The following is a 12,462-nucleotide window of genomic DNA, read 5'->3' on the forward strand; positions in this document are numbered from 1 at the left end:
TCGACGTCAGGCCCCCTTCCATATCGACGGGAAGGGGGCCTTTCGCACGACTCGGAGCGCCGCCCAGCGATCTCGGGCATCCGTCAGGTCACATGTCGGAGAAATTCGTCGGACAGGTCGTGCAGAGTTTTTGCGTACGTGATTTGCTGTTCCACGCTGTTGCGAGATGGCGTGGGTTGAGAGGAGTCTCCTTCGTGGAGGCCGCCTCAGACGCCGCTGCTCGAGAACGGCCAATCGGCCGCACGGCGTGCACGGCCGCCAGTTTTAGAAGGAGATACACATGGCGCAGGGAACCGTGAAGTGGTTCAACGCTGACAAGGGCTTCGGCTTCATCACCGTCGACGGCGGGGGTGCTGACGTGTTCGTCCACTTCTCGGCCATCCAGTCCAGCGGCTACCGCACGCTGGAGGAGAACCAGCGGGTGGAGTTCGAGATCGCCCAGGGTCAGAAGGGCCCGCAGGCCGAGCAGGTCCGTCCCCTCTGACGCATCTGGCCGGCCCCCGCCGGCGAGATGGGACGGCCCGGCCTGGGCTCGTTGAAGTGAAGCCCCGTATCCCTTCCGGGATGCGGGGCTTTCCACGTCATCGGTCAGAGCCGTCGGCGCGAGCGCAACCCCAGCCAGAGCGCCACCAGCCCGGCCAGGGCCACGATCGGGCCCAGCACCACCCAGAGCATCTCGTCGGTCATCACGCTGCCGCCGACGTAGCCGAGGCCCTGCACCGTCCACACCGCACCGACCACCACGGCCAGCAGGCCGAGGGTGAGTGTCAGCCAACCCCTCATCGCGAACCCTCCTCGCCTCCTCGGGCGGCACGCCGCCCCGGGTGTCCAACATCGTCGGTCCGACGGCGCGACGCGAGCACCCGGGTTCGGCGGCTCACCACCGGTCGTGCACCTGCGGGCGGATCAGCTCGTCGTAGACCTCGCGTACACCGGCCAGTTGGGCGGCCGTGAGCGGCGGCAGGTCGGCCGCGGCGGCGTTGCGCCGGGCCTGCTCGGCGTCGCGCGCACCGGGGATGACGACGGCGACGCCGGCCTGGTCCAGCACCCACCGCAGCGCGAACTGCGCCATCGTGCGGTCGGCGTCGACCAGCGGCGCGAGCCGGCGTACGGCCGCGAGCCCCTGCGTGTAGTCCACGCCGGAGAACGTCTCGCCCACGTCGAACGCCTCGCCGTGCCGGTTGTAGTTGCGGTGGTCGTCGGCGGGGAACTCGGTGTGCTCGTCGTAGCGGCCGGAGAGCAGGCCGCTGGCCAGCGGCACCCGGGCGATGATCCCGACGCCGGCCTGCGCGGCCGCCGGCAGCACACGCTCCAGCGGCTTGTGCCGAACGGCGTTGAGGATGATCTGGACGCTGGCCACGCCGGGCCGCGCGATGGCGGTGAGCGCCTGGTCGCAGGTCTCCACGCTGACGCCGTACCCGGCGATGGCCCTCTCGGCGACGAGGGTGTCCAGGGCGTCGAAGACCGCGTCGTCGGCGAAGACGGCGCTCGGCGGGCAGTGCAGCTGGACCAGGTCCAGGGTGTCCATCCCGAGGTTGGCCCGGGACCGGTCGGTCCACTGCCGGAAGTTGGCCAGGGTGTACGCCTCGGGCCGCTGCTCGACGCGCCGGCCCATCTTGGTGGCGACGGTCAGCCCGGCGTCGGGGCGGGAGCGGAGGAAGCGGCCGATCAACTGCTCACTGCGGCCGTCGCCGTACACGTCGGCGGTGTCCAGGAAGGTGACCCCGGCGTCCACGGCGGCGGTGAGCACGGCCATGGCGTCGGTCTCGCTGACGGTGCCCCAGTCGGCGCCGAGCTGCCAGGCGCCCAGGCCGACGACTCCGACGGTTCGGCCGAGCCGGTTGACGCTGCGCTGTTCCATGCTCCGAGCCTAGTGATCGGGGTTGCCGGGCTGCCACGCGAGTCGTACCGTCAACAAGACGGACGTACGGTTTGGAGGCGACGATGTGGGATCCGACGACGTACCTGCGCTACGCCGACGAACGCTCCCGACCCTTTCACGACCTGCTCGGCCGGGTTCCCGCCGTCCGCCCCCGCACGGTGATCGACCTCGGCTGCGGTCCCGGCCAGCTCACCGCCACCCTCGCCGAGCGCTGGCCGGACGCCAGGATCCTCGGCCTCGACTCCGCGCCCGAGATGATCGACCGTGCGCGGGCCCTGCCGACCCCGGTCGAGTTCGCCGTCGCCGACCTGCGCGACTGGCGCCCGACCGGCGACGAGGACGTGGTGGTCACGAACGCGGCCCTGCAGTGGGTGCCCGGCCACCAGGAGCTGCTGCGCCGCTGGGCCGGTGAGCTGCCCGCCGGCGCCTGGCTCGCCATGCAGGTTCCCGGCAACTTCGACGCCCCGTCGCACCGGGCGCTGCGCGAGGTCGCCGGTCGCCCGGCCTGGCGCGCCGAGCTGGCCCCGCTCCAGCGCGCCGATCCCGTCGACGACCCGGCCGACTACGCGGAGCTGCTGACCGCCGCCGGCTGCGCCCTGGACGCCTGGGAGACTACCTACGTGCACCTGCTGCCGGCCGATCCCGCCGCCGACCACCCGGTGCTGACCTGGATGGAGGGCACCGCGCTGCGACCCGTCCGGGCCGTGCTGGACGCCGCCGGCTGGTCGGCCCTCCGGGCCGAGCTGGGGGTACGCCTCGCCGCCGCGTACCCGGCGCGGCACGGTCAGGTGTCCTTCCCGTTCCGCCGCGTCTTCGTCGTCGCCCATACCGGCGGCGCCCATGCACAGGAGAACCAGTGACCGAACTGACCACCTTCATCGCCGGTCTGCCCAAGGTGGAGCTGCACGTGCACCACGTCGGCTCCGCGTCGCCCCGGATCGTCTCCGAGCTGGCCGCCCGCCACGAGGGGCGCACCCCCGTCCCCAGCGACCCGGACGCGCTCGCCAGCTACTTCGAGTTCCGCGACTTCGCGCACTTCATCGAGGTCTACCTGAGCGTGGTCGACCTCATCCGGGACCCCGAGGACGTCTGGCTCCTCACCCACGAGGTGGCCCGGGAGCTGGCCCGCCAGCAGGTCCGGTACGCGGAGCTGACCATCACCCCGTACTCGCACGTCCGACGGGGCATCCCCGCTCCGGCCTTCTGCGAGGCGATCGAGGACGCCCGCAAGCGCGCCGCCGCCGACTTCGGCCTCGACCTGCGCTGGTGCTTCGACATCCCGGGGGAGGCCGGCCTTCCGGCGGCCGAGGAGACGCTGCGCATCGCGCTCGACGAGCGCCCCGACGGGCTCATCAGCTTCGGTCTCGGCGGTCCGGAGATCGGCGTACCCCGGCCGCAGTTCCGGCCCTTCTTCGACCAGGCCCGCGCCGCCGGGCTGCGCTCGGTGCCGCACGCCGGTGAGACCACCGGCCCGCAGACCATCTGGGACGCCCTGCACGAGCTGGGCGCCGAGCGGATCGGGCACGGCATCTCCGCCGCACAGGACCCGGAGCTGCTCGCGTACCTCGCCGAGCGGCAGATCGGGATGGAGATCTGCCCGACGTCCAACCTACGGACCCGCGCCGTGGCGTCCCTCGACGAGCACCCGCTGCCCCGGCTGGTCGAGGCCGGGCTGCTCGTGACCATCAACTCCGACGACCCGCCGATGTTCGGCACCACCCTCAACGACGAGTACGCGGTGGCGGCCCGACTGCTCGGGGCGGGCCCGGGGGAGCTGGCCGCGTTGGCCCGCAACGCCGTGACGGCGTCCTTCCTCGACGGGGCCGGCAAGCAGCGGATCAGCGACGAGATCGACGCGTACGTGGCCAGCGTCGGCTGAGGTACGAGGTGAGCGGGGCGCGCGGCGGGAGCGTGGGTGTGGGGGGACCTGAGACTCCCGCCGCGCGCACGGCTCCACCGGCCGGGGGTGCGCGGGGCGCTGGCCGGTGGAACTGGTGGGTTCGTGCTCTGAATCCTGTCAGCTCGCGAGCCCCTGACCGCAGTCGTTAACCCCGATCTAAGGAAGACTTGTGCCGCCACACAGCCCCGGCCCGCCCAGCCGATCGGAGCGCCCCCGTCAACCGATCGGCCCGGTGCTGCTCGGTCGGTCGAGAGGGCTCGGTCGTCCGTCGAGGGTGCTCAGTCGTCGGTGGGGCGCTGGCGGGGCCAGCGACGGCCGCTGCTCTTCTGTTCCCGGGCGTCACGTGCCATCCGGCCCACCAGACCGAACCGGCTGACCTGCCGGGGCGTCGCGTCGGGGTCGGCGAGCAGCATCACCACGCTGGCGCCGCCCAACCGGGCCCGGTCGATGCTGACCGAGCCGTTCGCCTGCAACGCCACCCGCTTGGCGATGTCCAGGCCGAGCCCGGTCGAGCCCTGGTCGCTGGCGCCCCGTCGCAGCGCCCGATCCGGGTTGGCGATACCCGGACCGGCGTCGTCGATCCGGATCGCCACGTACCCGTCGCGGCGGGACACGGCCACCTCGAACGCCGTTCCCTGCGGGGTGTAGCGGAAGACGTTGCCGATCACCGCGTCCAGCGCGGCGGCCAGCTCGGCCCGCGGCACGGGCGCGGGAATGCGCAGCTGGGCGCCGGTGACCCGCTGCGGCCGATTCTGGTCACCGGCGAGCGCCGCCCAGAACACCATCCGGTCCCGGACCACCTCGCTGACGTCGCACATCGCCGGGCCGGCCTCGTGCGCCACCGCCTTGCGGGTGGTCTTGATCAGCACGTCGATCTCGCCCTCGAGGGTGACGATCGCCTGCCGGATGCGCCGGATGCCCCGCAGCCGGTCCAGCTCCGCCGGGCTGAACGAGCCCACGCTCGTGTCGTCGGACTCCAGCGCCTCCGCGTCCAGCCGGAGCACGGTCAACGGCGTCCGCAGCCGGTGCGACAGGTCGGCCACCAGTTCGCGCTCATCGGTGCGGGCCGCGTCCAGCCGGTCGGCCATCCGGTTGAAGGCGTACCCGGCCTCGGCCAGCTCGCGCGGGCCGGTCGGCTCCACGCGTACGCCCAGGTCGCCGTCACCGACCGACAGGGCGGCCTTGACCAGACCCTGGGTGGCGTCCACCGCCCGGGCGGCCACCCGGTCGACCACCAGCACCGCCGCGCCGACCATCGCCGCGCCCACCGCGAACAGCAACAGCCAGGTGCCCCCGGCGCCCTCGCCCAGCGTCGAGTCCGGCACGAACACCTCGACCACGGCCGTCCGATCAGCGAGGACCACCGGGTCGAGCCGTACCACTCCGCCGTCCACGTCGGTGACCAGCGAGCGCCGGTCGGCGCGAGCCCGGTCCAGGTCGGCGCCGCCGGCGCGGCCCGTGGACTCGTCCAGCCCCAGCCCGTACACCACCGGCCGGGCCGCGGCATCTTCGCCGCTGGCCACGACGGCCCGTTCGACCGCCGCCCGGTCCGTACTCACCGCCAGCGCGCCGGTCACCAGCGCGCTGCGTCGGGCCGCGTCGGCGATCGCCTCCTCCCGCGTCTGCCCCCGCAGGCTCAACCCGAGCGGGATCAGGAACGCGAGCGCGACGAGGCTGCACATGCCGGCCGTGAGCAGGGCCAGCGCCGTCCTCAGTCCGGTGCCACCAGCCGGAACCCGACCCCCCGCACGGTGCGCAGGTAGCGCGGCTTCGCCGCGGACTCGCCCATCTTTCGGCGGAGCCAGTACAGGTGTACGTCGATGGTCTGATCCTCGCCGACCGATGGCTGCCGCCATACCTCCTCCAAGAGTTCCCGGCGGGACACTACCCGCCCGGGTCGTGCGGCGAGATACGCCAGCAGGTCGAATTCCTTACGGGTCAGCGCCAGCGGCTCCCCGTCGAGATGGGCGCTGCGCTCACCGACGTCCACGCGCAGACCGCCGACGGTGTGCACCGCCGGCTGTACCGTCCGGCTGGCCCGCCCGGCGCGCCGCAGGACCGTGGTGATGCGGGCGTCCAGGTGTGCGCCCGTGAACGGCTTGACCATGTAGTCGTCGGCGCCGGCGCGCAGCAGTTTGACCACCGACTGCTCGTCGTCCCGGGCGGTGGCGATGATGATCGGGATGTCGGTGATGCCACGCAGCATCCGCAGCGCGTCCGAGCCGTCCAGGTCGGGCAGGCCAAGGTCCAACACCACGAGGTCGGGTGTCTCCGCGGCGACCCGTCGCAGCGCGTCCAGGGCGGTGCCCACGGCGTGCACGGCGTGCCCCCGGTCAGCGAGGGACCGCAGCATCGCGCCGCGTACGACGTGATCGTCTTCGACCAGGAGCACGGAGGCCACGACAAGACGGTACTTGGCCTGGCAAGTTGATCGCGTTGCGACGTACCTGGGAAGCGTGCAAGCTGGTACGACGATGTCCTTCACCCTGTTCGTCGACGCTCGCCTGGCGCCCCCGCGTGGTGGCGGCGCTCGGTAACGGCTCCCGCGTGACCGCCCAGGACACCGTCGCGTTCACGCTCTGGGTCGCCGCCACCGACCTCGATGAATATCCGGCGGCGATCCGCACGTGCGTGAGCGCCGGCGGCGACGTGGACACCGCGGCCGCCATCGCGGGGGCGGTGGTGGCGGCGTACACCGGTGTCGGCTCCCCGGGCGGGATACCCGAGGCGTGGCTGGCCGCCCGCGAGCCGCTACCCACCTGGCTACCCTGACCGCTTGCCTGCCGTGCGGTGTCGGTGTCCCTTGCCTGGTGTCGGTGTCCCTTGCCTGGTCGGGGCCTCGTCGTGTCCCTGACTACCCAGGGTCCGGTGTCCTGAACGCTTGGCTGTCCTGCCTAACCGGCTGCACGCAGAGCCCGCCGGAGGGTGTGCCACGGCCCCTTTGCTCTGCTTCAATCCGCGCAACAGTTTGGGGACATGAGTGTTGCGCGGGTTGGAGCAGAGCAAAGGACGCGTGGAGGGCCACGGCCCGCCGGCCCGGCGATGAGCTGACACCCCGTCAGCCGGTGCCGGCCGTGCTGCCTCAGCCGGTACCGGCCGTGCTGCCTCAGCCGGTGCCGGCCGTGCTGCCTCAGCCGGTGCCGGCCGTGCTGCCTCAGCCGGTGCGGGCGGGAGTGGCTGCCGAGGCAAGCGCCGCGACGGGCGCCGTCTCCGTGGGCGCGTCGGTGCCGTCTGGCTGCGGCGCGGGCGTCACCATTTCGGTCTCCGTCGCGCCGGTGACCTCTGCCAGCGCTGTCCGCTCCGCCGGGTCGCGTCGCCGCCACCGGCTGACCAGCCAGCCGATCGCCGCGCCGCCGCCCAGTCCGGCCAGCAGGCCGGCGGCGAGCATCGCATCGGCGCTGCCGGACTCCTCGCCGGGGGCGCCCGCCGCGTCACCGCCGCCGGAAGCGCCCGCCGCGTCACCGTGGGACGCGCCGTCGGCACCCTGCGCGTCGGCAGCGGGAGCGCCTGCCGCCGGTGCGCCGTGGCCGCCGTGCGCCGCCGGTCCGGCGGCGCCGGGGGCTGCCGGCAGCAGCGTCAGTACCGGAGCGCCGTGCGCCCCGTCGGCGTCCGTCCACCGGACCACGGTGCCGTCGGCGTACGTCTGGACGACCTCGAACCTGAGCCGCTCGGCCTGCGGCAACGGGCCCATGGACAGGGCCAGCGTGGCCGGGCCGGCCGTAGCCGCGCCGACGCGGATCCATGTTACCGCCGTGGTCACGGTGCTCACGCCCGAGGAGTGGATGCCCGCCACCGGCTTGTCCAGGGTCCGGGAGTCGATCTTGGGTGCCCAACCGTCGACCGACATCGGGTAGACCTCGGCCACCGGCGCGTCGGCCGGCAACCGGATCTCGATTCGCGTGGTCTTCGTGCCGGCCCGCTCCTCGGGCACGCTGAACTCCAGCCGTACGGCGTCACCCTGCCGTGCCTCGGTCGGGGTGGTCGTCACGTCCGCGGCCTGCGCCGCCGCGGCGGGCCAGAGCAGCAGCCCGGCCGCGGTCAGCGCGGTCAGCGCGGTCACCGCCGCGATCCGCCGCGGGCGGCCACCGCCGTGCGTGCTCGCCATCTCGTGCCCCCATCCGTCTCGCGCGACCGGCACCGGTTTCCGGCCACGCCACCTAGCTAGTCGCGGGGCGGCCTCAGCCTCGACAGCATTCCGGCCGCCCCGCTCCAACTCCCGAAGGAGCCGCCCCATCATGCCTGATTCCACAGAATCGACCGATCACCCCCAACCGTCGGTAGCTGCGGTTGCACCGATGCGCTCCCACGCTGTGCCGCTCTCGTCGGTGGTGACCCATCCCGCCAATCCCCGCAAGGTGCTGACCGACCTGGAGGAGCTGGAGGCCTCGATTCGCGAGGTTGGTGTCATCCAACCTCCGGTGGTGCTGCCCGCCGCCCGGGTTGCTGCGGCGTGGCCGGCCCACGCGGAGGAGCTCGTCGACGCGCAGTGGGTGGTGTTGGTGGGCGCCCGCCGGCGCACGGCGGCCGGCATCGTCTACGGCGACGACCCGGACGCCACGCTGAACGTGTTGGTGCGCGAGGACGCGATAGCCGACGACGCGCTGGCGCAGCTGGATGTGATGACCGCCGAGAACGTTGCCCGGTCGCCGTTGAGTCCGGTGGAGGAGGCCCGCGCGTTCGCCGAGCAGGAGGCCGCCGGCCGCAGGCAGAAGGAGATCGCCGATCGGGTTGGCTGCTCGCAGTCGCACGTCTCCAAGCGCCTGAAACTGCTCAGGCTGCCCGAGGCGCTGCTGGCCGAGCTCGAAACCGGCCGCGCCCCCGACGACGAGGATCAGGAGCCGGCCGGCCGGGCGAAGAAGAAGCAGCCCCTGCAGATCAAGGACGCGCTGGCGTTCGTCGACGCCGCCGGCGACGACCAGGAGCTGATGCTGGCCGCGTACCGGTTGAGCCAAGACAGCCGGTACCACCAGTGGTCCGCCGCGAACCTGGTCAACGAGGTCCAGCGGATCCGGGAGCGCCAAACGGCGATCGAGACGGCCAACAAGAACCTGGCCGCCGAAGGCACCCCAGTTATCGCCGACCCGATCAAGCAGTTTGGCAACGACTACTACCAGCGCCGCCTGACCGGCGCGAAGGCAATCGGCGCCGCACGCAAGGCCGGCGAGTTGGCCGCCGGCGTCGACTCCTGGGGGACGGTCACCTACTACTCGACCGGCCGGAAGCCGAAGGCCGCGGACAACCGCAGCGCGGCCGAGCAACAGCGGATCACCGATGATCGGGAGCGCCGCAAGGCGATGACCGCCCGGTCTGAGGCCGCCGCTGTTCTGGCAGCGAAGGCCCCGAAGCTGCCGCCGTCGGCGGCGGACATCGTCGACGCATGGTTGTGGGCACCGGGCAGTGATTGTGCGCAGCTCGCCCACAAGTGGCTGCTCGCCGCCGGCGTCGGTCCGGATCCGGCCCTGCCGAACTACCGGTGGTGGGAGCAGGTTCGCCGGGCTGGATGGGCGGTGCGGGTGCACGCCGCGCATGCTCTTGGCCTTGCTCGGCGTGAGGTTCAGGCCCGTGGCACCCACCGGGAGTGGAACCAGAGCGACGCGGCATGGTTGGCCCGTCTGGTCGAGCAGGCCGGCTACACCCCGAGCGCGTGGAAGCAGGCCCGCCTCGACGCCATCGACCCGCCCGAGAGCGAGCCGGCCAGCTCGGCCGGTCCGCAGCGCATCTCGCTGTCCTTCGACGACGTCGACGCGTGCTGCTGGTTGCTGCACTACGACGGGCAGGACGAGCCGGCCGCGTACGCCGAGCACCTCGGCGACCCGGCCGGCGTCGAGGCCGCCCAGGCGTGGGCGACCGAGGGCCTGGCCGACCGGTACGGCATCGAGGTCGTCGCCTGGGTCGAGGGGCAACTCCTGCCCGGCCGGCCGGCGTACCTCGCGGTGCACGCCGGTGACCCGAGCACCGCGGCGGCCGGGGCCGGGCCGGTGGGGGAGTGGCGGCTGTTGCACGATCCGGTCGAGGCCGCCTGGGTGCTGCTGGCCGACGACAAGCCCCACGCCGACCACGACGTCCTGACCGCCGCTGACGTCGACCAGGCGTTCACGTGGGCCACCGGTGTGCTGACCGACGCCGGGGTGACGTGCCACGGCTGGACCGGCCGGGCCGACGGCGCGACGCTCGAGTACGTGGCCGATCTGACGGGGGAGTGTTGATGAACGTTGAGGCGAGCGGCCCGGAGGGGATCCGGGCCGCGTTCGCCGCCGCGATCGCTGCGGCGGGGGAGCGGGTTGACGAGGTCGGCGGGATCGCCGGTGTGCTCGACGAGGCGGCCGACCGGTACGAGTCGCTGGATATGCAGCCCTCCACGGTGGCGCACCTGCGCGACGCGGGCCGGGCCTGCGGCACTGCCCAGGCGGCCGTGGCCACCGCCGCCGAGCACCTGCGCACCGCGCTGGCCGACTTCAACGCCTGCGACGGCCAGGTCGCCGACGCTGTCGCCGACGCCGGCGGCAACCTCGCCAGCCACGACGTCCTGGTCGGTGGCGACGCCGCCGGGCCCGCGCCTGATCACGTAGAGGAGAAGAGCGTGACCGCGACACCACCGGCCGGATCCGGCCCGGGCGCGAACGACAGAGCGCGAGACCGGCTGCGGGTCAGTGACCGGATGGTGCTGCGCGACGCAGAGACGTTCGCCGGCTCGGCGTCGGCGGCAGGCGACGAGGGACTGATGGTGCTCGCCGCGGCCGTGGACACCCCTGACGGTCGGGTCGTGCACGTCGCGGTCCCGGTCCATGAGGAAGACAAAGGCGACTGGAAGGGCGCACACGCGCCGGCCCAGGAGTCCCGGGTCGACCCGCAGGACGGCGAGACCTACGAGGTCGACACCCACTCGGACGTGACCGCTGTCATCAACGCCGGCGACCTCGTCGAGCTGCCGGCGCGCGTCGACGACGTCATCACCACGGCGGCCCGGATCGACCGCGAGTACCGCCAGCTCGTCAGGCAGTCTGACCGGCTGCACGACGAGCGGATGCACCTGGAGATGGCCCGTTTCGGTGACGTCGCCGACGCCGACCTGCAACTGCGGCTCGACAGCAGCGAGAAGCAGCACCACCTGTACCAACAGAAGCGGCGCACGTACATGCAGGAGTGCGTCGACGCGCTCGGCGCTGACGATCGCGCCCGGTACGACGAGCCGCAGCGCCGGATCACCGCCGCCGGCGGTGACTGGTTCGCGCCCGGCCGGGAGGACCTGGCGGCCGAGGTCTGCGGCCTGAGCGTCCCCGCGTACCACGAGCTGGTGGCGATCCACGCGAAGCCCTACCGCGCGCGCACCCGCGCCGAGCAAACGCGCCACGACGCGCTCATGGGTGCCCGCAAGCCACCGCTGCTGGCCGAACAGGCCGCCATCGTCTACGGGCTCAGCGTGGATGAGTACCGGGAGCTTGAGGCGTTGGACAAGCTCGGTGACCCCCAGCCCGCAGGCCCGTATCGCCAGGCCCGTGGGCGAACCCCGCAGCAGCAGGCCCGCTACGAGACGCTGACCAGCTCACCCCGCGGTGCGACCGGCGCGACCCCGAGGCAGACGGCACAATTGCGCAGCCGCTTCGACACCTACCAGGACACCCACCACTCCGACAGGCTGACCTGGACCGCCGAGCGTCAGCAACGGGCGGACCTGGCCGGCAGGGCCCGACCCCTGGATGACGCCGACGCCGCCCGGCTGGACCAGATCACCACCGAGTACGACCAGATCACTGACCGTTGCGCGGTGCTGGGCGGCGAAACCACCGCCCGCACCGAGATTCCCGGGCACCACAACGCCACGCTCGTCATCGAGGCCGTCCAGCGGGAGGAAGAGGGCGGCGTGGACTACCACGTGCACTGCAGGCCGCCCAACGCCGCCGAGAACTGGTCGCCCGGCGGCGACCCGTACCGGACCACCGCCGTCGGACTACGCAAGCTCGCCAAGACACTCGCCAACCTCGCAGCTGGCCGGTGAACGACTCTCGGAGAGTGTTGGTGCATTGGGTGCGGATGCTGGGCGACCTGTTGGCCCGTCCGTAGTTTCCAGTGCGACAGGTACAGCACGTGTTGCCGGCACCTGTGGTGGGCCTCCCGGCCAGCTTCAGCGGCTGGCCGGGAGGCCGGGGGTCAGGCGGCCCGGTGGCGACGGTAGAGGAATGCGAGGCTGGCGGCCTCGGACTCCAACCAACTGGCGTATCCCGGGGCGGGGTGCAGCCTGGTGTGTTCGCGGCGGCGCCGGACGTCGAGCACCATTGGTCGGGCCCCGGGATGAGTCTGGTCGAGGGTCTGCTGCATCAGCCACAGCGTGACCTCGGCGGCCTGCGCCGGAAGCTGATCGTTGTAGAGGTACAGCTTGACGGCGTCGGTGGTCCCGTCCGGATGGGCGAGGACGAGATCAGGTGTGACACGCACGGTCAGGTCGGTGGTATGGCCCGTCCGTAGTTTCCAGACCAAAAACAACTCACTAAAACCTGCCGGGCTGGTCGATATAACCCAGGGTGATCATGGGGGCAGTCCTCGCGTGATCATGGTTCTTTACGAAGGTCCACAAATCGGCTGGTTCCTATCCATGGCGGACTTGTGGAAGGTCTCCAACCGGATATGGCGCATAGATCAGGTCAAGTGGCTGTGGGTTGTTCTCTGGTGCCGTTGGTGAGAT

The 12,462-nt window shown here is 72.3% G+C and carries 11 protein-coding genes and 1 pseudogene; 6 read left to right on the forward strand and 6 right to left on the reverse strand.

The window, feature by feature from the left end; genetic code table 11:
- Positions 1-280 precede the first annotated feature (280 nt).
- Complete coding sequence (locus ACLQ24_RS12165) at positions 281-484, forward strand: cold-shock protein (RefSeq protein ID WP_013732668.1); 204 nt, start codon at positions 281-283, stop codon at positions 482-484.
- A 104-nt stretch (positions 485-588) separates the two neighbouring features.
- Here ACLQ24_RS12165 and ACLQ24_RS12170 read toward each other — a convergent pair whose 3' ends face one another.
- Together ACLQ24_RS12170 and ACLQ24_RS12175 are read right to left on the reverse strand one after the other, a co-directional pair.
- Positions 589-783: a hypothetical protein gene (locus ACLQ24_RS12170; RefSeq protein ID WP_425891251.1), complete on the reverse strand. Its 195-nt coding sequence runs from the start codon at positions 781-783 to the stop codon at positions 589-591.
- Between the two features lie 94 nt (positions 784-877).
- Positions 878-1,861, reverse strand: a complete 984-nt coding sequence (locus ACLQ24_RS12175; protein WP_425891253.1) for an aldo/keto reductase — start codon at positions 1,859-1,861, stop codon at positions 878-880.
- An 83-nt stretch (positions 1,862-1,944) separates the two neighbouring features.
- Between ACLQ24_RS12175 and ACLQ24_RS12180 the strand changes: the two genes are divergently transcribed.
- Together ACLQ24_RS12180 and ACLQ24_RS12185 are read left to right on the forward strand one after the other, a co-directional pair.
- Positions 1,945-2,742 carry a trans-aconitate 2-methyltransferase gene (locus tag ACLQ24_RS12180; RefSeq protein ID WP_425891255.1) on the forward strand — a complete coding sequence of 266 codons (798 nt, stop codon included), beginning with the start codon at positions 1,945-1,947 and terminating at the stop codon, positions 2,740-2,742.
- On the forward strand, positions 2,739-3,761 hold the full coding sequence (locus ACLQ24_RS12185) for an adenosine deaminase (protein WP_425891257.1): 1,023 nt from the start codon (positions 2,739-2,741) through the stop codon (positions 3,759-3,761). Before ACLQ24_RS12180 ends, ACLQ24_RS12185 begins: the two co-directional genes overlap by 4 nt.
- Before the next feature lie 299 nt (positions 3,762-4,060).
- Here the strand turns inward: ACLQ24_RS12185 and ACLQ24_RS12190 are convergent, their stop codons facing one another.
- The gene (locus ACLQ24_RS12190; RefSeq protein ID WP_425891259.1) at positions 4,061-5,464 is read right to left on the reverse strand and encodes a HAMP domain-containing sensor histidine kinase; all 1,404 of its coding nucleotides are present in this window, start codon (positions 5,462-5,464) and stop codon (positions 4,061-4,063) included.
- Between the two features lie 29 nt (positions 5,465-5,493).
- Positions 5,494-6,183: a response regulator transcription factor gene (locus ACLQ24_RS12195; RefSeq protein ID WP_074318485.1), complete on the reverse strand. Its 690-nt coding sequence runs from the start codon at positions 6,181-6,183 to the stop codon at positions 5,494-5,496.
- A 110-nt stretch (positions 6,184-6,293) separates the two neighbouring features.
- Between ACLQ24_RS12195 and ACLQ24_RS12200 the strand changes: the two are divergent.
- A pseudogene (locus ACLQ24_RS12200) lies at positions 6,294-6,554 on the forward strand (ADP-ribosylglycohydrolase family protein); the annotation flags it as partial.
- A 382-nt stretch (positions 6,555-6,936) separates the two neighbouring features.
- On the opposite strand, the gene ACLQ24_RS12205 reads toward ACLQ24_RS12200, so the two are convergent.
- Complete coding sequence (locus ACLQ24_RS12205; RefSeq protein ID WP_425891261.1) at positions 6,937-7,887, reverse strand: DUF1775 domain-containing protein; 951 nt, start codon at positions 7,885-7,887, stop codon at positions 6,937-6,939.
- 190 nt (positions 7,888-8,077) lie between these two features.
- On the opposite strand from ACLQ24_RS12205, the gene ACLQ24_RS12210 reads away from it, so the two are divergent.
- Positions 8,078-9,988: a ParB/RepB/Spo0J family partition protein gene (locus tag ACLQ24_RS12210; protein ID WP_425891262.1), complete on the forward strand. Its 1,911-nt coding sequence runs from the start codon at positions 8,078-8,080 to the stop codon at positions 9,986-9,988.
- Positions 9,988-11,778 (forward strand): hypothetical protein, encoded by a 1,791-nt coding sequence (locus ACLQ24_RS12215; RefSeq protein WP_425891264.1) that lies wholly within the window; start codon positions 9,988-9,990, stop codon positions 11,776-11,778. The genes ACLQ24_RS12210 and ACLQ24_RS12215 overlap by 1 nt, the downstream gene beginning before the upstream one ends.
- A gap of 152 nt (positions 11,779-11,930) precedes the next feature.
- On the opposite strand, the gene ACLQ24_RS12220 is transcribed toward ACLQ24_RS12215, so the two are convergent.
- Positions 11,931-12,215, reverse strand: coding sequence for a hypothetical protein (locus ACLQ24_RS12220; protein WP_425891266.1), 285 nt, complete (start codon positions 12,213-12,215; stop codon positions 11,931-11,933).
- Between the last annotated feature and the right edge of the window lie 247 nt (positions 12,216-12,462).

This window comes from Micromonospora sp. DT4, from assembly GCF_049841675.1.
Classification (GTDB): domain Bacteria; phylum Actinomycetota; class Actinomycetes; order Mycobacteriales; family Micromonosporaceae; genus Micromonospora.